The 23,459-nt window shown below is 53.5% G+C and carries 24 protein-coding genes; 7 read left to right on the plus strand and 17 right to left on the minus strand.

The annotated features are described in order from the left end of the window. The first annotated feature begins 21 nt into the window (after nucleotides 1-21). On the plus strand, nucleotides 22-384 hold the full coding sequence (gene yacL / locus SP99_RS03665) for a protein YacL (protein ID WP_014830673.1): 363 nt from the start codon (nucleotides 22-24) through the stop codon (nucleotides 382-384). Between the two features lie 31 nt (nucleotides 385-415). Here yacL and speD read toward each other — a convergent pair whose 3' ends face one another. The 3 genes from speD to SP99_RS03680 all read right to left on the minus strand — a co-directional run bounded on the left by speD (nucleotide 416) and on the right by SP99_RS03680 (nucleotide 2,543). Continuing rightward, nucleotides 416-1,210 (minus strand): adenosylmethionine decarboxylase, encoded by a 795-nt coding sequence (speD, locus tag SP99_RS03670; RefSeq protein WP_025756782.1) that lies wholly within the window; start codon nucleotides 1,208-1,210, stop codon nucleotides 416-418. Beyond that, on the minus strand, nucleotides 1,211-2,080 hold the full coding sequence (speE, locus tag SP99_RS03675) for a polyamine aminopropyltransferase (protein WP_025756783.1): 870 nt from the start codon (nucleotides 2,078-2,080) through the stop codon (nucleotides 1,211-1,213). 115 nt (nucleotides 2,081-2,195) lie between these two features. Continuing rightward, on the minus strand, nucleotides 2,196-2,543 hold the full coding sequence (locus SP99_RS03680) for a YacC family pilotin-like protein (protein WP_025756784.1): 348 nt from the start codon (nucleotides 2,541-2,543) through the stop codon (nucleotides 2,196-2,198). Between the two features lie 145 nt (nucleotides 2,544-2,688). Between SP99_RS03680 and cueO the strand changes: the two genes are divergently transcribed. Further along, complete coding sequence (gene cueO, locus SP99_RS03685; protein ID WP_047957765.1) at nucleotides 2,689-4,257, plus strand: multicopper oxidase CueO; 1,569 nt, start codon at nucleotides 2,689-2,691, stop codon at nucleotides 4,255-4,257. Between the two features lie 90 nt (nucleotides 4,258-4,347). Here the strand turns inward: cueO and SP99_RS03690 are convergent, their stop codons facing one another. Further along, complete coding sequence (locus tag SP99_RS03690; RefSeq protein WP_047957766.1) at nucleotides 4,348-6,738, minus strand: glucose/quinate/shikimate family membrane-bound PQQ-dependent dehydrogenase; 2,391 nt, start codon at nucleotides 6,736-6,738, stop codon at nucleotides 4,348-4,350. Nucleotides 6,739-6,946: 208 nt separating this feature from the next. On the opposite strand from SP99_RS03690, the gene hpt reads away from it, so the two are divergent. Beyond that, complete coding sequence (gene hpt, locus SP99_RS03695; RefSeq protein WP_025756787.1) at nucleotides 6,947-7,483, plus strand: hypoxanthine phosphoribosyltransferase; 537 nt, start codon at nucleotides 6,947-6,949, stop codon at nucleotides 7,481-7,483. Nucleotides 7,484-7,533: 50 nt separating this feature from the next. Here hpt and can read toward each other — a convergent pair whose 3' ends face one another. Continuing rightward, entirely contained in the window at nucleotides 7,534-8,196 is a 663-nt protein-coding gene (can, locus tag SP99_RS03700) for a carbonate dehydratase (RefSeq protein WP_013095615.1), read from the minus strand. A 107-nt stretch (nucleotides 8,197-8,303) separates the two neighbouring features. Between can and SP99_RS03705 the strand changes: the two genes are divergently transcribed. The 3 genes from SP99_RS03705 to SP99_RS03715 all read left to right on the plus strand — a co-directional run bounded on the left by SP99_RS03705 (nucleotide 8,304) and on the right by SP99_RS03715 (nucleotide 10,543). Next, nucleotides 8,304-9,230 (plus strand): ABC transporter ATP-binding protein, encoded by a 927-nt coding sequence (locus SP99_RS03705; RefSeq protein WP_045285856.1) that lies wholly within the window; start codon nucleotides 8,304-8,306, stop codon nucleotides 9,228-9,230. Further along, nucleotides 9,227-9,997 carry an ABC transporter permease gene (locus tag SP99_RS03710; protein ID WP_047957767.1) on the plus strand — a complete coding sequence of 257 codons (771 nt, stop codon included), beginning with the start codon at nucleotides 9,227-9,229 and terminating at the stop codon, nucleotides 9,995-9,997. Before SP99_RS03705 ends, SP99_RS03710 begins: the two co-directional genes overlap by 4 nt. A gap of 105 nt (nucleotides 9,998-10,102) precedes the next feature. Then, nucleotides 10,103-10,543, plus strand: a complete 441-nt coding sequence (locus tag SP99_RS03715; RefSeq protein ID WP_025756789.1) for a PTS sugar transporter subunit IIA — start codon at nucleotides 10,103-10,105, stop codon at nucleotides 10,541-10,543. Between the two features lie 8 nt (nucleotides 10,544-10,551). On the opposite strand, the gene SP99_RS03720 is transcribed toward SP99_RS03715, so the two are convergent. The 5 genes from SP99_RS03720 to SP99_RS03740 all read right to left on the minus strand — a co-directional run bounded on the left by SP99_RS03720 (nucleotide 10,552) and on the right by SP99_RS03740 (nucleotide 16,251). Beyond that, nucleotides 10,552-11,658 carry a fimbrial protein gene (locus SP99_RS03720; protein WP_053060135.1) on the minus strand — a complete coding sequence of 369 codons (1,107 nt, stop codon included), beginning with the start codon at nucleotides 11,656-11,658 and terminating at the stop codon, nucleotides 10,552-10,554. Between the two features lie 66 nt (nucleotides 11,659-11,724). After that, nucleotides 11,725-12,279, minus strand: a complete 555-nt coding sequence (locus SP99_RS03725) for a fimbrial protein (RefSeq protein ID WP_047957768.1) — start codon at nucleotides 12,277-12,279, stop codon at nucleotides 11,725-11,727. A gap of 23 nt (nucleotides 12,280-12,302) precedes the next feature. Beyond that, nucleotides 12,303-12,899, minus strand: a complete 597-nt coding sequence (locus SP99_RS03730) for a fimbrial protein (protein ID WP_053060136.1) — start codon at nucleotides 12,897-12,899, stop codon at nucleotides 12,303-12,305. A gap of 2 nt (nucleotides 12,900-12,901) precedes the next feature. Continuing rightward, a complete protein-coding gene (locus tag SP99_RS03735; RefSeq protein WP_047957769.1) occupies nucleotides 12,902-15,478 on the minus strand; it encodes an outer membrane usher protein in 2,577 nt (858 codons plus the stop codon). A gap of 35 nt (nucleotides 15,479-15,513) precedes the next feature. Further along, on the minus strand, nucleotides 15,514-16,251 hold the full coding sequence (locus tag SP99_RS03740) for a fimbrial chaperone (protein ID WP_047957770.1): 738 nt from the start codon (nucleotides 16,249-16,251) through the stop codon (nucleotides 15,514-15,516). Between the two features lie 323 nt (nucleotides 16,252-16,574). Here SP99_RS03740 and SP99_RS03745 point away from each other — a divergent pair, with 323 nt between their 5' ends. Beyond that, nucleotides 16,575-17,819 (plus strand): polysaccharide deacetylase family protein, encoded by a 1,245-nt coding sequence (locus tag SP99_RS03745; protein WP_047957771.1) that lies wholly within the window; start codon nucleotides 16,575-16,577, stop codon nucleotides 17,817-17,819. 1 nt (nucleotide 17,820) lies between these two features. Here the strand turns inward: SP99_RS03745 and panD are convergent, their stop codons facing one another. The 7 genes from panD to dksA all read right to left on the minus strand — a co-directional run bounded on the left by panD (nucleotide 17,821) and on the right by dksA (nucleotide 23,320). After that, a complete protein-coding gene (gene panD, locus SP99_RS03750; RefSeq protein WP_003856284.1) occupies nucleotides 17,821-18,201 on the minus strand; it encodes an aspartate 1-decarboxylase in 381 nt (126 codons plus the stop codon). A 32-nt stretch (nucleotides 18,202-18,233) separates the two neighbouring features. After that, nucleotides 18,234-19,085, minus strand: a complete 852-nt coding sequence (gene panC / locus SP99_RS03755; RefSeq protein WP_025756795.1) for a pantoate--beta-alanine ligase — start codon at nucleotides 19,083-19,085, stop codon at nucleotides 18,234-18,236. A gap of 11 nt (nucleotides 19,086-19,096) precedes the next feature. Then, nucleotides 19,097-19,888 (minus strand): 3-methyl-2-oxobutanoate hydroxymethyltransferase, encoded by a 792-nt coding sequence (gene panB, locus SP99_RS03760; protein WP_025756796.1) that lies wholly within the window; start codon nucleotides 19,886-19,888, stop codon nucleotides 19,097-19,099. 110 nt (nucleotides 19,889-19,998) lie between these two features. After that, complete coding sequence (gene folK, locus SP99_RS03765; protein ID WP_025756797.1) at nucleotides 19,999-20,478, minus strand: 2-amino-4-hydroxy-6-hydroxymethyldihydropteridine diphosphokinase; 480 nt, start codon at nucleotides 20,476-20,478, stop codon at nucleotides 19,999-20,001. Continuing rightward, the gene (gene pcnB, locus SP99_RS03770) at nucleotides 20,475-21,872 is read right to left on the minus strand and encodes a polynucleotide adenylyltransferase PcnB (RefSeq protein WP_195759419.1); all 1,398 of its coding nucleotides are present in this window, start codon (nucleotides 21,870-21,872) and stop codon (nucleotides 20,475-20,477) included. The genes folK and pcnB overlap by 4 nt, the downstream gene beginning before the upstream one ends. 42 nt (nucleotides 21,873-21,914) lie before the next feature. Next, on the minus strand, nucleotides 21,915-22,805 hold the full coding sequence (gene gluQRS, locus SP99_RS03775; protein WP_047957773.1) for a tRNA glutamyl-Q(34) synthetase GluQRS: 891 nt from the start codon (nucleotides 22,803-22,805) through the stop codon (nucleotides 21,915-21,917). Between the two features lie 59 nt (nucleotides 22,806-22,864). Then, on the minus strand, nucleotides 22,865-23,320 hold the full coding sequence (gene dksA / locus SP99_RS03780; RefSeq protein WP_001155232.1) for an RNA polymerase-binding protein DksA: 456 nt from the start codon (nucleotides 23,318-23,320) through the stop codon (nucleotides 22,865-22,867). Between the last annotated feature and the right edge of the window lie 139 nt (nucleotides 23,321-23,459).

A 23,459-nucleotide genomic window follows, 5' to 3' on the forward strand; every position in this document is an offset into this window, starting at 1 on the left:
GGCTTTGCAGAGGAAAACACTATGGATTACGAATTTCTGCGCGACATCACTGGGGTGGTGAAAGTGCGTATGTCGATGGGCCACGAAGCCGTAGGACACTGGTTTAACGAAGAGGTGAAAGAGAATCTCGCCCTGCTTGATGAAGTTGAACAGGCGGCAAATACGGTGAAAGGCAGTGAACGCTCCTGGCAACGTGCCGGACATGAATACACGCTGTGGATGGATGGCGAAGAGGTGATGGTGCGCGCCAACCAGCTTGAATTTTCGGGTGATGAGATGGAAGAGGGGATGAGCTACTACGACGAAGAGAGCCTGTCGCTGTGCGGCGTAGAGGACTTTCTGCAGGTTGTGGCGGCGTACCGGGCGTTTATGAAACAGAAATAGCTTACCGGAGCGTCCTTGCTCCTCGTGCGTTTTACACGGCCGGAATATTGCGGCCGTAGTAGATTTCGCGCATCTCTTTCCAGAGCAGGTCTGTGATGACCTTGCGCTCCTCTTCGCTCAAATCTTCTGGCCGGGTATGGAACATGTAATGCTTCAGGTCGAACTCCTTCAGCAACATCTTGGTGTGGAAGATGTTTTCCTGATAGACGTTCACGTCCACCATGTCGTACAGCGATTTCATGTCGTCGGACATAAAGTTCTGAATGGAGTTAATTTCATGGTCGATGAAATGCTTCATCCCGTTGATATCACGGGTAAAACCACGCACGCGATAATCAATCGTGACGATATCCGATTCCAGCTGGTGGATTAAATAGTTCAGCGCGTTTAGCGGGGAAATCACGCCGCAGGTCGACACTTCGATATCGGCGCGGAACGTGCACAGCCCACCTTCCGGATGACTTTCCGGGTAGGTATGTACGCAGATGTGGCTTTTATCAAGGTGGGCCACAACCACTTCCGGCAGCGGGCCCGGATGTTCAGTTTTGTCGATGAGCTTCGGATCGACCGGCTCTTCACTGACCAGTATGGTCACGCTGGCGCCCTGGGGTTCATAATCCTGTCGGGCGATATTCAGGATGTTTGCGCCGATGATCGAACAGGTTTCTGTCAGGATCTCTGTCAGACGGTTGGCGTTGTAGAGTTCATCGATATAGGCGATGTAACCATCGCGCTCTTCCGCTGTTTTGGCATAGCAGATATCGTAAATACAAAAACTCAGGCTTTTGGTCAGGTTGTTAAAGCCATGCAGTTTAAGCTTTTTCAATTAGTTCACCCCCTGGGAGGACAGTGCATCTTGCAGGTACTGCGGCAAGGCAAAGGCTGCGGTATGGACCGCCGGATTGTAATAACGGCACGTGAGCGCCGCCTGATGGAAGCGTGCCTGGATAATTTCAGTGGAGAGATGGCGCAGGACATCGTTATCCGTGGCCCAGGCAAAGGTCATGATCCCACCGTAGTAGGTTGGAATAGCGGCCTGATAGAAGCTGACATCGCCGAAATAGGTGCTCAGCTTACGATGGCTGTCGAGCGCTTCATCCTGCTGCAGGAAGCAGACGCCATTTTGCGCCACGAAGATCCCGCCTGGGTTCAGGCAACGCTTGCAGCCTTCGTAGAAGGAGGAGGTAAACAGCGACGCGCCAGGACCGATCGGGTCGGTACAGTCGGAGATAATGACGTCAAACGTCTGGGTTGTCTGGTTAACGAAGTTGACGCCATCGTCAATCACCAGCCTGAAACGCGGATCGTCGTAGCTACCGGCATTGTGGTTGGGCAGATACTGACGGCAGAAAGAGACCACGCCCGCATCGATCTCCACCATGGTGATGGTTTCAATGGACTGATGACGGGAAACTTCGCGCAGCATTGCGCCGTCGCCACCGCCGATAATCAGCACGTGTTTTGCGTGCCCGTGCGCCAGAAGCGGGACGTGGGTCATCATCTCATGATAGATAAACTCATCGCGTTCGGTGGTTTGCACCACGCCGTCCAGCGCCATGACGCGGCCAAAGGCGGCATTTTCGAAGATGATCAGATCCTGATGATCGGTTTTTTCATGATAAAGCACGTTATCAACGGCAAAGTACTGACCAAACTGGTCATGCAGTGTTTCATGCCACAACGTGTGGTCGGCCATACGCGGACTCCTCCTTTGTTAACATCCGTTACACTCACAAAAAATGAGCGAAACATGATAGCTAACTATAACCGCGGTTGCACGGCTATAGGTTCAACAAGGGGCGTCGGAAAGGTTATTTCACGTAGGCGAGCAGGCTGAGTGAATCGCGAGCCAGCGCTTTGCATTTTTTTGCAGTGGGGATGCCGATACCGCTTAAGTCACGGTAGCTGTCTTCACCGAGCGCCTTCATGTCGAAGCTGTCGTAGTTGCTGAGATCCCACTGGTTCTGTTGGGCAAAAAAGACCAGTGCGCGGCGAATCTGGCCGTTGGGTAAATTCTGGTAGCCACAATCATTTTTCAGGAATACAAAAACCGCCGTTAAGTCGGCCATATCTTCCGCTTCATTTTCACTTAGCGCATAGCTGTTCGCACACATTGCCATCAGGCTACTGAACAAAATTGTCCTGAAAAACGTCTTCATTGCTTCTACCACTGCTTCACGGAAAATTAACGTTAGCATACTTGATGCCAGTGCGACGATCTTTATTATTGCCGCTTTACTTGACCTTCCGGTAAGGGGAGGGTTTATGCTCAAAAGATCGCCTGCTGGAAATAAGGAAATGAACATGCAACGTCGTGATTTTTTGAAATATTCCATCGCGCTGGGAGCGGCCAGCGCCTTACCTCTCTGGAGTCGCGCGGTTTTTGCGGCTGACAGACCTGCCTTGCCCATTCCCGACTTACTGACCGCTGACGCCCGTAGCCGTATCCAGCTTGTTGTTCAGGCCGGTAAAACGACGTTCGGCGCACACAGCGCCACCACGTGGGGTTATAACGGTAATCTGCTCGGTCCGGCGCTTCGGTTACGAAAAGGGCAGGCGGTGACGGTAGATATCCACAACACGCTCGCCGAAGAGACGACACTGCACTGGCACGGGCTGGAAGTGCCGGGCGAGGTGGACGGCGGGCCGCAGGGAGTCATCAAGGCGGGCGGCAAGCGCAGCGTCACCTTTACGCCGGAACAGCGCGCCGCAACCTGTTGGTTTCACCCGCACCAGCATGGCAAAACCGGCCATCAGGTAGCGATGGGGCTGGCGGGGCTGGTGCTGATTGAAGACGACGAAAGCCGTCTGCTGCGCCTGCCTGAACAGTGGGGCATCGACGACGTGCCGGTGATTGTGCAGGACAAGAAGTTCACCGCTGACGGGGAAATTGACTACAGGCTTGACGTCATGAGCGCGGCGGTCGGCTGGTTTGGCGATACGCTGCTGACCAACGGTGCGATTTACCCTCAGCACGCCGCACCGAAAGGCTGGCTGCGCCTGCGCCTGCTCAACGGGTGTAACGCACGCTCACTCAATTTCGCCACCAGCGATAAACGCCCTTTGTACGTGGTAGCCAGCGACGGGGGACTGCTGCCTGAGCCGGTGAAGGTCAATGAATTATCGATGCTGATGGGGGAACGTTTTGAAGTGCTGGTGGATATCAGCGACGGCAAAGCGTTTGACCTGGTGACGCTGCCGGTTAGCCAGATGGGAATGGCGGTCGCGCCCTTCGACAAGGCGCATCCGGTGCTGCGTATTCAGCCGCTGCAGGTGACGGCCTCCGGTACGCTGCCGGATACCCTGACTACGCTCCCGGCGCTACCGTCCCTCGAAGGATTAACCCAGCGGAAGCTTCAGCTCGCCATGGACCCGATGCTCGACATGATGGGTATGCAGGCCCTGATGAAGAAATACGGTAATCAGGCGATGGCGGGAATGCATCACGGACAGATGATGGGCCACATGAATATGGACCACGGCAAAATGGGCGGTATGGGGAACATGAACCACGGTGACCATGGCTTTGATTTCCACAACGCTAATAAGATCAACGGCAAAGCGTTTGACATGAACACGCCAATGTTTGCTGCCGCAAAAGGGCAGTTTGAGCGCTGGGTGATTTCAGGTGAAGGGGACATGATGCTGCATCCGTTCCATATCCACGGTACCCAGTTCCGCATTCTCTCTGAGAACGGCAAAGCGCCGGATGCGCATCGCGCGGGCTGGAAGGATACGGTGCGAGTGGAAGGCGGCGTCAGTGAGGTGCTGGTGAAGTTTGACCACGATGCACCGAAAGAGTTTGCCTACATGGCGCACTGTCATCTGCTGGAGCATGAGGATACGGGGATGATGCTGGGGTTCACCGTATAAAGCGGTGCGGCCTGATGCCCTCACCCTGACCCTCTCCCACGGGGAGAGGGAACAAACACTAAAACGGCAACTTTCGTTGCCGTTTTGCATTTATTTGGCATCGTCCGGCAACGCATACGCGACAATATAGTCGCCCATCTTCGTGCCAAACGAACCGTGACCGCCCGCGGAGATGACAACGTACTGCTTGCCATTCACTTCATAGGTCATCGGCGTCGCTTGTCCACCGGCTGGCAGACGGCCTTGCCACAATTTCTCACCGTTGGTCATGTTGTACGCGCGCAGGTAGTTATCTGCGGTTGCCGCGATGAACAGCACGTTACCGGCGGTAGAGATTGGGCCACCCAGCATTGGCATACCCATATTGAACGGCACCGGAACCGGCATCGGGAACGGCATGCTGTCCTGCGGGGTACCAATACGTTTTTTCCACACGATCTCGTTGGTTTTCAGATCCAGACCGGAGATATAACCCCAGGCAGGCTGTTTACACGGCAGACCAAACGGAGACAGGAACGGATTCAGCGTCACGCCAAACGGCACGCCGTACTGCGGCTGAATACCGGCTTCGGTACCGCTGCCTTTAGCGTCTTTCGGCTGCTCCATCGGGTTACCAGGACCGCGCGGGATCAGCTTAGAGACAAACGGCAGCGCCATTGGGTTGGCAATTGCCACCTGACGGTTCGGGTCAACGGAGATCCCGCCCCATTCGAACATCCCCAGGTTACCCGGGAAGACCAGCGTGCCCTGCTCAGACGGCGGTGTGAAGATACCTTCATAGCGCAGCTGATGGAACATCACGCGGCACACCAGCTGGTCAAACATGGTGGCACCCCACATGTCTGCTCCGCTGAGGTCTTTCTTCGGACGGAAGCTCAGGTCAGAGAACGGCTGCGTCCTGGTGACGTAGTCGCCTTTTGCTGCACCCTGCGGAACCGGTTTTTCCGGCGCAGGGACGACCAGCTCGCCGTTACGACGGTCCAGCACGAAGATGTTACCGGTTTTCGCCGGAGCATAAATTACCGGCACGGTTTTACCGTTAACGGTAATGTCCGCCAGCGTCGGCTGGGACGGCATGTCCATGTCCCACAGGTCGTGGTGAACAGTCTGATAGCTCCAGGCCAGTTTACCGGTGGTCGCGTTCAGCGCCACGATGGAGCTGGCATAACGCTCCTGCTCCGGTGTGCGATTTCCGCCCCAGATATCCGGCGTGGTCACACCCATAGGCAGGTAGACCAGATCCAGCTTCGCGTCATACGCGGCCGGTGCCCAGGAGTTCGGCGAGTTAAAGGTAAAGGTGTGTTCATCCGACGGGATCGCGTTTGGATCTTTCGCGCCCGGATCGAAGGCCCACAGCAGTTTACCGGTGTTCACGTCGAAACCACGAATAACGCCAGAGGTTTCGCGGGTGGAGAAGTTATCCGTAACCGAACCCGCAATCACGATGGTTTTATCGGTGATGATGGGCGGTGAAGTCGGTTCATACAGACCCTGCGTGGTGTCCGGCATGTTGGTCTGCAGATTGAGGATACCTTTGTTGGCAAAAGTTTCGCACAGCTTGCCCGTTTCGGCGTTAATCGCGAACAGGCGACCATCGTTCACCGGCAGCATAATGCGGCGAGGACAGTCGGCAATAACCTCTGGGCTCGCATTATCCGCACGCGCTTCGTGGTAAGAAACGCCACGGCAGGTGACGTGCTGGAAGGATGGATTAGAGTTCAGCTGCGGATCGAAGTGCCATTTCTCTTTACCGGTGGCCGCGTCGAGCGCGAACAGACGCTGGTGCGCCGTACACAGATAAAGCATGTTGCCCACTTTAATCGGCGTGACTTCGTTGGTCAGTTCACCCGGATCGTTCGGCATCTTCAGATCGCCGGTACGGAATACCCAGGCTTCTTTCAGGTTTTTAACGTTGTCAGCGTTGATCTGCTTCAGCGGGGAGTAACGCTGGCCTTCCTGATTACGCCCGTAGGCTGGCCAGTCACCGTCAGCGACCTGCGAGATCGCCGCCGCAGGCGTGGATTCTGCATTCAGCGTCCCGTTGATCTCCTGCGGGTCGTTAAAGCCGGCCCAGGTCAGAATGCCGCCGCTGATTAACAGGGCTACCACCAGCGCCGCAACGGCACCACTGGACGGCACAATCAGGCGACGCCAGACGAACGGCAGGATCAGCCAGATACCGAAGAACACCAGAATGTCGCTGCGCGGCGTCAGTGCCCAGAAGTCGAAGCCGACTTCCCAGACGCCCCAGATCATGGTTGCGAGGAGTAATGCGGCGTAAAGCCACAGTGCGGATTGTTTTCTACGCCAGAGCAGGACGGTTACGCCAAGCATAACCAGGCCCGCAATCGGGTAGTACCAGGAGCCGCCGATCGCGACCAGCCAGACGCCACCGATTAACAGGTACAGGCCGCAGAAGGCGGCGAATAACGCTGTTAGTGTCACCAGTAGACGCGGCTGTTTAGAGTTTGTTTCAGCCATAGAAAGTGTACTCGTCAGTTTTTGTTAATAATTTGCTAGCAACTAATTATAGGTATTAACAAGTGTGATCGGAATCACAATATTTGCTTTTTATAACTCATGCGCCAGGCGTAGCCATTTACTGGTATAATGGCTGGCTTGCGTATCGATGCCGGAATACCCTGTATTCGCATTGAGAGATTTTCATCAAAATCATGTGGTTAGTAATATGAAACATACTGTTGAAGTGATGATCCCGGAAGCCGAGATCAAAGCGCGTATCGCCGAACTGGGTCGTCAAATCACCGAACATTACAAGGACAGCGGCAGCGAAATGGTGCTGGTCGGTCTGTTGCGTGGCTCTTTCATGTTCATGGCAGACCTGTGCCGTGAAGTGCAGGTGCCGCACGAAGTCGATTTTATGACCGCCTCCAGCTACGGCAGCGGCATGTCCACAACCCGTGATGTGAAAATCCTGAAAGATCTGGATGAAGATATTCGTGGCAAAGATGTGTTGATCGTCGAAGACATCATCGACTCCGGCAATACGCTCTCAAAAGTGCGCGAGATCCTTGGCCTGCGTGAGCCAAAATCGCTGGCTATCTGCACCCTGCTGGATAAACCAGACCGCCGTGAGGTGCAGGTGCCGGTCGAGTTTGTGGGTTTCTCTATTCCGGATGAGTTCGTTGTCGGTTACGGCATCGACTATGCGCAGCGTTATCGTCATCTGCCGTATGTTGGGAAAGTGGTATTGCTGGACGAGTAATTGCGGCCTCTGCCCTCTCCCTGTGGGAGAGGGAGAAACCCCCCCCAGCTTTATTTATGGTTCACATGCTTAAGCTTGAGGTTGGCAATTCCTGAACGGTAACGCTGCTCCAGCGTTTCGCGGTTGGTGGCGGTGACTTCCAGGTTACGCAGTAGACCATCGTGAATGCCGTATGCCCAGCCGTGGATAGAGACCTTCTGCCCGCGCTTCCATGCTGATTGCATGATCGTCGAGTGGCCCAGGTTATACACCTGCTCCATCACGTTGAGTTCGCAAAGGGTATCCATACGACGTTCCTGCGGCATTTCACCCAGCAGTGAGCTATGTTTGAACCAGATATCACGGATGTGAAGCAGCCAGTTATCAATGAGCCCCAGCTCCGGATTTTCGACCGCCGCCTGCACGCCGCCGCAGCCGTAGTGGCCGCAAATGATGATGTGCTCAACTTCCAGAACATCAACGGCGTACTGCACAACAGAAAGACAGTTGAGATCGGTATGAATCACCAGGTTGGCGACGTTGCGGTGAACAAACAGTTCACCGGGCTCAAGACCTGTCAGGCGCTCTGCCGGCACCCGGCTGTCGGAACATCCAATCCAGAGAAAGCGTGGGTTCTGCGCTTGCGCGAGCTTTCCAAAAAATCCGGGGTCTTCCTCCACCAGCATTTTTGACCATAGTGCATTGTTGCTGATGAGTGTATCTATGTTGTTCATGGAGGTTAGCGACCTGTAACCGAGTAATTGCGTTGCGCTACTATAGGGTAACCCGACTTTTAATGAAACCACACAACGTGTGTCAGAACCTAAGGTAAGTTTATTTCATGGCGATTGCACTGGAGCTTGAGCAGCTTAAAAAAACCTATCCGGGCGGCGTTCAGGCGCTACGCGGGATAGATCTGAAAGTAGAGGCGGGGGATTTCTACGCGCTTCTGGGGCCAAACGGGGCGGGGAAATCGACCACCATTGGTATCATCAGCTCGCTGGTGAATAAAACGTCCGGCAGGGTGAGCGTCTTTGGCTACGATCTGCAAAAAGATGTGGTGAACGCCAAGCGCCAGCTCGGGCTGGTCCCGCAGGAGTTCAACTTCAACCCGTTTGAGACGGTGCAGCAAATCGTCGTCAACCAGGCGGGTTATTATGGCGTTGAGCGAAAAGAGGCGTTAGCACGCAGTGAAAAATACCTCAAACAGCTCGATCTGTGGGAAAAGCGTAACGAACGTGCGCGTATGCTGTCCGGCGGGATGAAGCGCCGCCTGATGATTGCCCGTGCGCTGATGCACGAGCCAAAACTGCTTATTCTCGATGAACCGACTGCGGGCGTGGATATCGAACTGCGTCGTTCCATGTGGGGCTTTCTGAAAGACCTCAACGACAAAGGCACCACCATTATTCTGACCACCCACTATCTTGAAGAGGCGGAAATGCTGTGCCGCAACATCGGCATCATTCAGCACGGCGAGCTGGTGGAAAATACCTCGATGAAGAATCTGCTCTCTAAGCTCAAATCAGAGACCTTCATTCTCGATCTGGCGGCAAAAAGCCCGCTACCGAAGCTTGAAGGGTACCAGTATCGTCTGGTGGATACCTCGACGCTGGAAGTGGAAGTCTTGCGCGAGCAGGGAATTAACAGCGTGTTCTCGCAGCTGAGCGCGCAGGGCATTCAGGTTTTAAGTATGCGTAACAAAGCGAACCGACTGGAAGAGCTGTTTGTCTCTCTGGTGCAGGATAAACAAGGAGACAAGGCATGACGCATCTTTACTGGGTCGCGCTGAAAAGTATCTGGGCGAAAGAGATTAACCGCTTTATGCGCATCTGGGTGCAAACCCTGGTGCCGCCGGTGATCACCATGACCCTCTATTTCATCATCTTCGGTAACCTGATTGGTTCCCGTATTGGTGAAATGCACGGCTTTACCTATATGCAGTTTATCGTGCCGGGCCTGATCATGATGGCGGTGATCACCAACGCCTATACTAACGTGGCGTCATCGTTCTTTAGCGCCAAGTTCCAGCGCAATATTGAGGAACTGCTGGTGGCACCGGTGCCAACGCATGTGATCATTGCGGGTTACGTCGGTGGCGGCGTGGCGCGCGGTTTGTGTGTCGGGATCCTGGTGACGGCCATTTCGCTGTTCTTCGTGCCGTTCCAGGTGCACTCCTGGCTGTTTGTGGCCCTGACGCTGCTGCTGACGGCGATCCTCTTCTCGCTGGCCGGTCTGCTCAACGCGGTGTTTGCCAAAACGTTTGACGATATCAGCCTAATCCCGACCTTTGTGCTGACGCCGCTGACCTATCTGGGCGGGGTGTTCTATTCCCTGACGCTGCTGCCGCCATTCTGGCAGGCGCTGTCGCACCTGAACCCGATTGTCTACATGATCAGCGGTTTCCGCTTTGGCTTCCTCGGGATCACCGATGTGCCGCTGTTTACCACGGTGGCGGTGCTGGTTGTGTTCATCATCGCCTTCTACCTGCTGTGCTGGTATCTGATCCAGCGCGGGCGCGGTCTGCGCAGCTAATCTTCCGCCCGGCGACATTCTGTTTGCCGGGCGCTTTTCTTTGACAGTTATCACCGAAAGCTAACCTTCACTCCGCTAAACTACTTGCCTGCTAAGGAGAGAGTTATGCTGGGATGGGTTATCACCTGCCACGATGAACACGCGCAGGATATGCTGGACAAGCTTGAAGCCAGGTTTGGTCCGCTGGTGCAATGTCGGGCCGTCAATTACTGGCGCGGTTTGAGCACCAACATGCTCAGCCGAATGATGTGCGATGCCCTGCATGAAACGGACACCGGTGACGGCGTTATTTTTCTTACCGATAAATCAGGCGCGGCGCCATATCGCGCAGCGGCCCTGTTGAGCCACAAACACGACTGCTGTGAGGTTATCTCGGGAATTAATCTCGCCTTACTCGAGTTAATGTATCCCCGGCGAGAGTCATTGAGCAGCGCAGAATTTCGTGATGCCATCGTGGCGCAGGGCGAACCCGGCGTGACCAGTTTATGGCATCAGCAGCAAAAAAATCCGCCCTTTGTCCTGTTTCACGAACGCGACAACCACTGAACTTTTTGCTATTCATAATCCATCAAAAAGGTGGCTGCTGCATTAAAATCGCCCGCTTTAATAGCCCCGCCATCGGATAACAGTTGGGCTGAAAAGTGAAGATTCTCCAGTGATGACCAGTCACTGCTGCGATCAATATCGGTACTGGTTTCACTGTTTGGGATCATCACGCTGGCAGTATCCGTGTTAATGATCCTGACGGCGACCCCTGCCGCGCTCCCGCTACTCAGCCCTAACATGCTGTGATCCGGAGAAACAAAGGCCGATGTCATCTTCACCTTGAGCTTGGGGGTATAACAGCTTGCAAGCGAGATTGAGAAGGGAATAACCGGCGTGTTGTTGTTTTTAATATCATCTATCCAGTAATCACCCAGCGCAACGTTATTACCCGAGACGGTATCACCCTGCGCGACACCAAATGAGCAACTGCTTGCCGGGACCGTAAATTTCAGCGTGCTGGTTGTGGCACTGAAGATAATTTTAGGCTGACTGCTGGTTCCAATTTGGAAATAGGCAATCGTACCGGCGAGTGAGTTTCCGGTATTGATACCTTTCTGCGGTTTAAATTGTGGCGTGATCCAGAGCGTAAATTTGAGCTTCCATTGGCTGTCGGCATCAGCATAGGGAGCCCCACTGCTTTGTGATGGCACCGTATTATCCGTGCCATTTCCTCCCTTCAGATAGAGATCAACCGTTGGATGCGATGAACCGCAACCATCTGATACGTAACACATTAACTCGACAGTGTAGTCAATGCCCGGCACCGTGGTTTTAAGCAGGGCGTTGCCCTCTGGCGTGGTGTATTGCGTATCGAGCAAATTCCCTGCGGCATTCGTAAAGTGGACGGTATTGTCGTAGGGGTTCCAGTTTTTACAGCCTATTGGGTTGCTGGTAATAAACTGGATCACATATGTGGATGTCACATCCAGGCTCGTTGGCGTGGAAACTTTATTTGTCGAGAGGTTAAGAAGCGATGAGCTTCCGGTGGTATACGTGCCCGCGTTATTGCTTTCGATATAACAGCTTTGATCGGCCAATGCCGGGCGGCACAGCATTCCAAAGGCGGCAAATACCAGAAGCATCACCAGAGCATTGAAAGCACTCTTTTTTATCATAAGTTGAAATCTACGCAGAAAAAGAAAGGAACTGCCGGCATCCGTCCGGACAATTCCTCTCTGGTTTCACTGATAGGTCACCATGAACGTTACCAGGGATGTCACCGCACCAGGCGTAACATCGGCAATGGTTTTTCCATCGGCAATAACAATACGCGCATTCATATCCAGCGAACCGGAACCCGAACTGATCGTCACGTTTTGGGTGGGTTGGGTGGTGCAATTGAGAACGGTGCCGGTATCGGCAAGACCTTTCCAGACTTCGAAAGCCGTTCCGTGTGTTGAACCAAATTTGTCGCTGGATCCGGTAGAACAGCTTGTGCCTGCGCCCGGGGTGGCCTGCACGGTGGCGCTTTTCACCCCCGAACAGTTGCTGAAATTCAGTTTAAAGGCTTCGATACGGCTTTTCGCCGTCAGATCGGACTTGAACACATCGCCAAAATTAATTTCTGTCGATGCATTGCCTGCGGAATCCTGAATTTCTGCGGTACAGGTGCCTGGCACAACATTGGTTTCAAATGTTGCCGTCAGGCTGGATGTACCGCTGATCTGTGCCTGTGAGGCGAAGGACAACAGTCCACCGCAAATCGCCATTGTTAAAGCCGTCAGATGTTTACGCATTACTCGCTCCTTTCCCTGTACCGTTATTCGTAACTGAAGTTAAACGTCGCAATGGCTCGAAATGAGCCCGTTGTGGCCTGATTGGCAACGGTTTCTACCATCGTGGCCACCAGCCCAACTTCTTTTGCGCTGATTTCTGCTGGTGTCCATACCAGCCGTTTACTGTCATCTGTCGAATTGATGACAAAAGGGGCATCCGGAGCAGAGACACGCGCAATAGACAGCCCCGTGTTGGCGGCTCCTCCTGCTGATGAGTCGATGCCGTTCGCGATAGCGGTGTTGACGCTACCTGAAGCGGTACCTGCCACTTCCGTCTTTAACGAAACCAGACTGGAAGGGCACTCGGTGATCACCAGTTTGAAGTTTTCTTTTGCTTCTCCCGTTGCAATCGTATCTACACGGGTATTCCCGTTAGCGCCAATCGTAATGGTATTATTTGTGCCATCACCTGTTCCCCCATCAATTTTAATATCACAGGTTGTTTCCCGGATATTTGCGCTGAAGGTCAGGTCGAGATTCTCTGCTGCTCTGACGCCGCACGACGCCGAAAATAAAACGGCAACCAGCGCGGTATGGACGAGAAATCGCGTTTTATCAATAGCAGTTACGTTATTTTCCATATTTAATGTTTCCTTTGCATAATGCATGTTTGGTTATGGAGGATGGTGGTTAAACCCACCTTCTGTTCATCAGTACCAAAATGATAATTTACTGAGCAGGTTTCATCCGTTCCTGCTCCCCATACTACGGTTAATATTCCTGTTTCATTTACCCCCCTGACATATGCTTGCCCTGCCTGGCCTACGCTTCCAATGATGTCTCCCTTTTCATTCATGACGTCTGCGCCCAGCGGAATAAACCCGCTATCTGAACGCATCAATTCGAGCACCGCCGAGCGACCCTCATTCGTTTTAAAATCAACCATCACCACCGCGCCATTACGCGGTACCTCCACGGTGCTGTTATTTTCAACGGCGACATCCTCCGTTAAGGTACTGGTATCCAGGGTGATCCGATTTTCGCGGTATGCAGAGAGATAAGGCATGACGACATACCCTGAGTCACTGATTTCGCCACGGCTGTTGCTCACATGGGCTCCCTTTGCGCCACTGGCCTTAATGAGCGCCAGCGCGTCATTTTCACCAATGCTGCCGGGCGTGAAGGTGACTCCGCCACCGTGAATAATCGCTCCGCCACTGTAGCTGGCAGAGTACTGTTGGCTGTTTTGTGAATCTGACGACGCGGAAAGGCTAAGAGGGCCATAGTCGCTGTTATAGCTGCCATAGGCGCTCACCTGACTTAAATTTTCAACGGTGCTTTGGCTGTAACTCGTCGTCACACTGTAGTTATAGCGACTGTCTTGCGAAGCACCGTTAGCCGTCATATTGAGGTTATGTGAATGTCTCAGGTCTGAGCTCATTCCCATATTCACGTTGTTAAAACCGGCGAGACTGTTTTTATTTTTTAAGAACGAGTCAAACGGTATGCTGAAATTTAAATAGAGACTGTTATCTGCTTCGCCAAATGCATCATAGGTCCGTTGCAGAGACACGTTATAACTGCCATAACGAAAATTGTTGCTGTAGCCCATTGCATAACTGGCCGTCTGGTTATTCCCGTTCCACCAGCTTTGCCAGCTGCCGTTAATATAAAGAGAACCATAGTTCTGTTTATTTATGTCCAGCGGTTGGTTCAGGTTAATTTGTAACTGGTTCTTCATTTGCTGAAGGTTTTGTTTTGCTTCGTCCGCACTCTGGCCATCATACTGAATGTGATCCTGCAACTGGGCGGCGTCATCCAGGCTGAGATAGTCCTGCGTTGAAAAGCGCAGCGCTGCGACATTCAGGGACGTATCCGTCTGGTCAACGGTCTTGTTCCAGGAGAGACGGTAGCTCTGGCCTTTCATTGCCGGAATCGTATCAATCTGTGCTGAAGAGCGGGTCACATCAAAGGCAAACGCCCCCAGAGGCGTGTTCATGGCGATGCCAGCCAGAACTGCAGAAAAACCCATATCGGTATCTTGCAGCCCGGTATAACCGGTAAAAAGGTTATTGAGGCCATAATATAGTGTGCCAAACGCCAGTCTGGGTGAACGATGCAAAGCCTCATCCTGCAACTCACCCACCCCGGCCTCCCAGCGGGCATAGCCTGGCCGTAACATCTGTGTGACCGAGGAGAAGGGAACGGTAAAAGCGTGTTGGCTACCGTCAGCCTCTTCTATGGTCACGGTGAGGTCTTGTCCATAACCGGTGGCATTCAGATCGTTAATCTCAAATGCCCCTGGGGGAACGGTGGTTTCGTAGATTTTATTCCCGCTCTGGGTGACGGTGATTTTGGCATTGGTGTTAGCCGTACCGCGGATCACAGGAGCGTAGCTGGACATTCCGCCAGGTAGCATTCGGTCATCGTTAAACAGACGGCCACCCCGAAGATGGATGGCATCGAAGGCATCCCCACGTGTCCAGGAATCGCCCATCACCATCTGCGCCTTGAGCGGCGTAATATCCCTTTGCAAATAAATATCCTGGTTATCGTAGCGGGTACCGCTCTGCTGATCCCAGTTCAGGCTTCCGTTTGAGCGCAACCGCCACGGACCGTAGTTAACACCATAGTGAAGCCCGGCATAGGCGCTGTCGCGCTGCGACTGCTGGCCCTGGTTATGCCAGGCATTCATATCGTAAGACAGCAACCCCGCGGGAATACCCTCGTCCCAAAGTGACGGGTCGATATAGCCCGCCGCGTGTTTCAGCAGAAACAGTTGCGGCAGGCTGACGTTCAGCGCCTGGCTTGTGGTGTCAAAATCAACCGTCGAACCTGGATATAACGTGGCGATATCCAGACACGTATCGTCGTTATCGTCGATTTTGAGATGAGAAATATCTACATCCATCTGCTTTAGTATTTTGAGGGGAATACAGGGTGTGGCACGGGCGGTACCGTTATCGGTAAATTGAACATCCGTCACCGCTTTTGTTATGCCGTTAACAACAAGCGTTACGCGATGAATACCGGGCGTAACAGGATTACCTCGGGAAAAACGATGGACATCAATATTCCCGTCAGTAGTAAATAAAAACTGATCGTTAAACTCAATATCATTATTTTCGCCTCCGGTAACAGACGATGCAGCATGTTCTTCTGCGTGTGCATTCAGGGCGGCACACAGCAGAAGAGAGAATAATGCGTATCGGAATGACATATTTCACGGTCAGGCTTGTCTGTAATATGTATTGATTAACGCGCAATGGCGATTTGATGATTTTCAGAACCGCCAAAATCATTAATGGATACAAAATTAAGCATGCCGGAGGTCCCGTTCAGGGTACCCTTGATTTTCATATTTTCACTGGAGAACGGTTTAACCGAATGGCTCTCAATAGAATACCTTTTCCCTCCGGCGCTCAGTTCTGCACTGGCAATCGAAATATTAAAAGGTGAGTCATTTTTTGCTGTCACGACGCTGCTACCTGCAGCAGCGTTCAGAGACCACTTAAGATTTTTTACGGCTTCTGCCGCTGTACCTTTTAATCCCTCCGGGCGGAAAAATAATTTAATGCGGGTACGGAAAGCCACCTGCAAAAGGTTTTTCTTATCCGCCCCTTGCGCTTTGGGTGGGACTTCCAGAACATTAAACCAGTAGAGTGACTCTCGGTCCTGAGGCATATTTTGGCCCAGCCAGGTAATGCGAATCGCCTGGCCTTTATGTGCATCCACACGCGTGACGGGAGGAGTAACAATAAAAGGGAGTTTTAGCTGCTGGGGATTAACGTTATCGCGTCCGTCATCCAGCCACGACTGAACCAGTAAAGGTTTATTGCCTTTGTTCTGCAGGTTGACCGTCACATCTTTTGCCGTGGAAGGATAAACGATACGCGTCCCGGAAATGATAATGTCGGCACAAGCATGAAAGGAAATAAGACCAGCCAATAATAGTGCTGACGCATTTACAACGTTAAGTTTGATACCTGACATAAAATCCCGCCTCAGTTCTACATATTTATTACATCAATTGTTTTGCTGCTAATTATACTAATGGCACGTGTTTTGTTATTGGATTTCGTTTTTCTTAGGTGCCTGTTAAGTTTGACTAAATAATTTGAGAGCATCTGTTTTTTGCGAGTAAATACAGCGGGTTGTTTTTGTTTGCAGTACCGGAGAAATGGAATAAAAGTGATTTAGAGGTTTTTTTTATTCTCGTTTTAAGAAAGAGCTTAGCCAGAGGGACATTAAAGCAGAGTTATGAGAACCATTATGTTACAATGGTGAAAGATGAATGTTGAAGGCTTATAGGGTTCATGTTTATTCGATTTGTCCTGGTCCTGATGATGTTTTCCTGTAGCGCGTCCGCCAGCCTGCTCAGCGACCAAAAGGCAGTAGCACAATACATGCAAACCACGGAAGACGCGGCGATCTGGGCACAGGTTGGAAACGCGGTTGTTAACGTTGGCAACGTGCGTGCGGGACAGATACTGGGCGTGGTTCCTGCCGCTGCAGATTACTACGAATTTCGCTTCGGTTTTGGGACTGGCTTTATCGACAAGGGGCACCTTGAGCCGGTTCAGGGGAAACAGCGCGTCGAGGATAGCCTCGGCGATCTGAATAAACCCCTGAGCAACCAGAACCTTATCACCTGGAAAGACACGCCGGTGTTTAATGCGCCTTCCAGCGGGAGTGCGCCGTTCGGCACATTAAGCGCCAACCTTCGCTATCCGATACTGAACAAGCTGAAAGACCGTCTGAATCAGACCTGGTATCAGATCCGCATCGGCAACCGCCTGGCGTGGGTCAGTAACCTGGATGCACAGGAAGATAATGGGATCCCGGTTCTGACCTACCATCATATTCTGCGTGATGAAGAGAACACCCGTTTTCGACATACCTCTACCACGACCAGCGTACGTGCCTTTAACAACCAGATGGCCTGGCTGCGCGATCAGGGATACACCACCCTGACGATGTATCAGCTGGAAGGATATGTGCGTAACAAACTGAATCTGCCTGCCAAATCGGTGGTGATCACCTTTGACGACGGTCTGAAATCGGTGAGCCGCTATGCGTATCCGGTTCTGAAAGAGTACGGCTTTAACGCCACGGCGTTTATCATTTCGTCACGCATTAAGCGCCATCCGCAGAAGTGGGATCCTAAATCGCTGCAGTTTATGAGCGTTCAGGAGCTGAAGGGTATCCAGGACGTGTTTGATATTCAGTCCCATACGCACTTTCTGCACCGCGTCGATGGTAACAAACATCCGATTTTACTCAGCCGCAGCTATCACGTGATCCTCTTCGATTTTGAACGTTCGCGCCGGGGGCTGGCGCAGTTCAACCCGCGAGTGTTGTATCTCTCCTATCCGTTTGGGAGTTACGACACGAAAGCGATTAAAGCAGCAAATGACGCCGGTTTTCACCTGGCGGTGACAACGATGAAAGGGAAGGTCAAGCCGGGGGATAATCCGTTCTTACTGAAACGCCTCTATATCTTAAGAACGGATTCGCTGGAGACGATGTCGCGGCTGATCAGCAATCAGCCGCAGGGGTAAATCAGGCAACCTGAACCGGGATCGCTTTCGCGGTGCGTTTCATCTCGTTGTCGCCTTCGAAGTAGGCCACTTTCGGCTGCCAGCGGCGCGCTTCTTCGTCAGACATCATCACGAAGCTGGCGATGATCACAATGTCGCCCACGTCCGCGCAGTGCGCAGCCGCGCCGTTCACGGAGATGATCTTTGACCCGCGCTCGGCGGCAATGGCATAGGTAGAGAAACGCTTGCCGTTGTTCACGTTCCAGATATCAATGGCTTCGTTTTCGAGAATACCCGCCGCGTCGAGAAAATCCTGATCGATCGCGCAGGAGCCTTCATAGTGCAGGTCGGCCTGGGTGACTTTCACACGGTGAAGCTTACCTTGCAGCATTTTGCGAATCATTACGTTTACCTTTCATTTTCCGGGTAGAAAAACTACGCCAGTTCAACCACTTTGTTGTCGATGAGACGGGCCTGGCCAAGCCATGCCGCCACCAGAATGACCGCGCGTTTGCTGGTCTCTGCAAGCGCCAGAAGCGTGTCGGCATCGCGGATTTGAATATCGTCAGCGCGGAAGCCTTTGTCGTTCAGCGCCTGTTCAGCCAGAGCAATAATCTCTTCGGCGGTTAACTCTTTCGCCAGAAGCTGCTCCGCCATGGTGTTCATGACTTTGCTTAATCCCGGGGCGATCTTACGCTGCTCTGCGGTCAGGTAGCCGTTACGGGAGCTGAGCGCCAGACCGTCTTTAGCACGCACAATCGGCACGCCCACGATCTCGATATCATAGCCCATGTCGGCCACCATCTTGCGAATGAGCGCCAGCTGCTGGAAATCTTTCTCACCAAAGCAGGCAACGTCAGGCTGCACCAGGTTGAACAGCTTGCTGACGATGGTCGATACGCCACGGAAATGGCCCGGGCGGCTTGCGCCTTCGAGCATGGTGGAGATACCCGGTACGTCAACGTAGGTTGCCTCTTCCGTACCCTGTGGATATACATCCGCCGGTGCCGGCGCGAAGACGATGTCCGCATGGCGTTTTTTCAGCTTCTCGCAGTCTTCCTGCAGGGTGCGCGGATAGCGTGCCAGGTCGTCGGCCCGGTCAAACTGCATTGGGTTAACGAAGATACTGACCACCACGATATCTGCACGGGCTCTCGCTTCGTCGACCAGCTTCATATGGCCATCATGCAGGTTGCCCATGGTCGGGACCAGTGCAATACGTTTACCTTCCTGACGCGCGCGACGGATATGCTGGCGAAGCAGCGGCAGGGTTTCAATGATTAGCACAACGAGACTCCTTAATGGAAACTGTGTTCTTCACCCGGGTAAACACCGGATTCAACGTCGGCAATATACTGCCTGACCGCGGCGCGCATGTCGCCCGCTTCCGCGAGGAAATTTTTGGCAAATTTCGGGATATGCCCACCGGTGATGCCAAAGGCGTCATGCATCACCAGGATCTGACCATCGGTCACGTTGCCCGCGCCAATACCAATCACCGGAATCGACAGCGCGTCGGTGATGCGTTTCGCCAGTTCAACCGGCACGCACTCCAGAACCAACAGCTGCGCGCCTGCGGCTTCCAGCGCCAGGGCATCCTCAAACAGCGTCTGGGCCGCATCGCCACGGCCTTGTACCTTATACCCGCCAAAGATATTCACGGATTGCGGCGTCAGGCCAAGATGACCGCACACCGGCACGGCGCGCTCGGTGAGCATTTTCACCGTCTCCACCAGCCAGGCGCCGCCTTCAATTTTGACCATATTCGCCCCGGCACGCATGACCGTTGCCGCATTGTCGAATGCCTGCTCTGGTGTGGCGTAGGCCATAAACGGCAGGTCGGAAAGCAGCAGGCAGGCCGGTGCGCCACGACGCACGGCGCGGGTATGGTAAGCAATATCCTCAACCGTCACCGGAAGGGTGGAATCATGTCCTTGTACCGTCATCCCTAACGAATCTCCGACCAGCATGACGTTGATACCTTCTTCGGCAAACAGTTTGGCGAAGCTGTAGTCATACGCGGTGATGGTGGCGAAGCGTTTTTTTTCCTGTTTGCATTTCTGCAGTAAGGAGATGGTGGTTGGTTTCATACTGTTTCCTGATAGCCCAAAGCGAATCTTTGCGCATTCTAACAGTAACATTCGGGGGAACAATGATTTTAGGTCGTCGATTAGCCACATTTATTTTGTGGCTAACAGGCTTACCAGCGAGCGGGTCTTTCCGCGTGGAGGTTGTCCAGAATGTCCCTGAGCGGGATGCCGTCGGGGAAGGTGAGATCGGGCGCGACTTCAAACAGCGGCCAGAGCATAAACCCGCGATTTTTCATATCGTAATGCGGAACGGTGAGGCGGTCGGTATTAATGACGTCATGACCAAACAGCATAATGTCGAGATCCAGCGTGCGCGGTCCCCAGCGTTCGGCTTTGCGTACACGACCCTGCTGCAGCTCGATGCGCTGAGTGTTATCCAGCAACGTTTCGGCGTCCAGAGCGGTTTCCAGTACCACGGCGGCGTTCAGGTAATCCGGCTGATCCTGCGGTCCCAGCGGTGGCGTGCGGTAGAAAGAGGAGACCGCCACGATCCTGCTTTGCGGGATCTCCCCCAGCGCCTGAACGGCAGCATTCACCTGCTCCAGCGGAGAGGCTAAATTGCTGCCGATAGCGATATACGCGAGGGTCATGCCGTGCCTTCGCGACGCGGGGCGCGTTTGCGCGGACGACGGTGGCGGCGACGCGGGGCCGGCTCTTCATCAAGGCCGGTGAGCATATCTTTCTGCTCCGGCGGCGCGGAGACCTGGAACTCGGCCCACCACTGTGCCAGACGCTGCAGCTCCTGATTGCGTTCCACTTCAGCACGCAGTGACAGCAGATCAAACGCCGCGCGGAACTTAGGATGCTCCATCAGCTTCCAGGCGCGTTTGCCCTGACGACGGGACATACGCAGCTGAAGCTGCCAGATATCGCGCACCAGGGTGGTAATACGTTTCGGAATAGCCAGCGTACGGCAGCCCTCGTCCAGCACGTCGTTTGCGGCCAGCGCGAAAGCATCGTAATAGGCGAGACCGCTCTCCTGGGTAATACGCTGGGCCGTTTCCAGCAGCGGATACCAGAACATCGCCGCGAACAGGAACGCCGGGTTCACGCGCATGTCATTGCGGATACGGGTGTCGGTATTCTTCAGCACCTGGGCAATCATCCGCTCCATTGGGCTATCACCGTTTTCGGTGAAGTAGCGGGTAATGGTCGGGAACAGCGGCTGGAACAGGTTGTATTCACGCAGCAGATTATAGGTTTCAAAGCCGTAACCGGCCTGCAGCAGCTTCAGCGCCTCTTCAAACAGGCGGGCTGGCGGCACGTCATTGATCAGCGTCGCCAGACGCGGAATAGGCTCGGCCGTTTCCGGGCTGATGCGCATATTCAGCTTGGCGGCGAAGCGCACGGCGCGCAGCATACGCACGGGATCTTCACGATAGCGCGTTTCCGGCGTGCCAATCAGACGGATCAGACCTTCTTGCAGGTCCTGCATGCCGCCGACGTAATCGCGCACGGTGAAATCTGCCACGCTGTAATAAAGGCTGTTGATGGTGAAGTCGCGACGCTGGGCATCTTCTTCGATAGAGCCAAAGATATTATCGCGCAGCAGCATGCCATTCTGGCCACGCTGTGACGTGGTGCGATCGGACGCGCCCGCTTCATGGTGCCCGCGGAAGGTCGCCACTTCGATGATCTCTGGCCCAAACATCACGTGAGCCAGACGGAAACGGCGACCGACAAGACGGCAGTTACGGAATAATTTGCGCACCTGCTCAGGCGTGGCGCTGGTCGTCACGTCGAAATCTTTCGGTTTTTTGCCCAGCAGTAAATCACGTACTCCACCGCCGACGAGATAGGCCTCGTAGCCCGCTTTATTCAGACGATAGAGCACCTTGAGGGCATTTTCACTGATATCTTTGCGGGAAATAGTGTGCTGCTCACGCGGAATAACCGACATGTGTGGCTGCGCAATAGCATCGTTCGCCATGCTCTCTTCGCGGCTTAGCACTTTACGGCAAAAATTAGCGACTCGGGTAAAAATGGTACACCTCGTAGTGTGTTTTGTTATGAAAAAAGCGGCTAATCATAGCTCAGCGCAACGCATTTGAGAATGCTGGATTTTTGGCACATCCCTGAGCGTCCAGTTGGTGATGGCCATTTTCAGCAGTTCGTCAATACGCAGATCCTGCCATTCGTTGGTTACATTCTGGTTGAGAAATCGCAGCGCGTCGATCAAAACAGGCCGCGGATCGCCGTCTGGCAGGGCAGGGGCGTGATTCTGCTTTGACAGCTTACAGCCCTGCTCGTTGACCGCCAGAGGCAGATGAATGTAATCCGGCGCCGTCCAGCCAAACTGGTGATAAAGCGAGATTTGTCGCACGGTAGGCTCGACCAGGTCCGCCCCGCGCACAATTTCCGTTATGCCCTGAAAATGATCGTCCACCACCACGGCCAGGTTATAGGCAAAAAGGCCATCACGACGGTGAATAATAAAATCCTCAGCGGCAAGACGCGCATCGGCGAAGATCTCGCCGGAGAGTAAATCGTTAAACCGCGTCACCGGGGCGCGCTGCCTGATGCGCACGGCGGCATTCTCTGGAGGAAGATTACGCGTGCGGCAGTGGCCGTCATAGACGCCTCCCACGCTCTGGATACGCGCGCGGGTGCAGGTGCAGTTATAGGAAAGCCCCTGAGCGCTTAGCCAGGCCAGACGTTCGCGATAAGCGTCGTGACGTGTTGACTGCCAGAGAACCTCGTCATCCCAGTGAAGACCGTAATGTTCCAGCTGACGCAGAATGGTTTCTGCTGCACCGGGAACTTCACGCGGGGGGTCAATATCTTCAATGCGAACGAGCCATTTTCCCTGGCTGGCGCGAGCCTGCAGGTAGCTGCCGAGCGCGGCAATTAATGAGCCGAAGTGTAATTCACCGGAGGGAGATGGCGCGAAGCGCCCAATATAGTGTGATTCAGACATATCAACAGTAACAAGGCGGGAGAGACTCCCGCCTTTGGAGTGTGTAAACAGCGCTGGTATTAACCGGCCATCTGTTTTTCGCGGATTTCGGCCAGCGTTTTACAGTCGATGCACAGATCGGCGGTTGGACGCGCTTCCAGGCGACGAATACCAATTTCAACACCGCAGGATTCGCAGTAGCCAAAATCTTCGTCTTCGACTTTTTTCAGCGTTTTCTCGATCTTTTTGATCAGTTTGCGTTCGCGGTCACGGTTACGCAGTTCGAGGCTGAACTCTTCTTCCTGAGCGGCACGGTCTACCGGATCCGGGAAGTTAGCAGCTTCATCCTGCATATGAGTAACGGTGCGATCGACTTCATCCCTGAGTTGATTACGCCATGCTTCAAGAATACGCTTGAAGTGCGACAGCTGGGCTTCGTTCATATACTCTTCGCCCGGCTTCTCTTGATACGGCTCCACCCCAGCGATGGCGAGAATACTCAGGGACGATGTTTTACGGTTTTGCCCTTCTTGCATGTTGCTTCTCCTTAACACGCACTATCGATCCCCGTGTTGGGGGAAAAATCAGGTCGCTATAAATAGCAGATGCTTTTCCGTATGGCAATTATCTAAACGTAACACTTGACAAGCCTGTGAGGAAAAGCGTATTTGCGCA

The sequence above is a fragment of the Enterobacter sp. BIDMC92 genome (assembly GCF_001030225.1).
Lineage (GTDB): Bacteria > Pseudomonadota > Gammaproteobacteria > Enterobacterales > Enterobacteriaceae > Enterobacter > Enterobacter sichuanensis.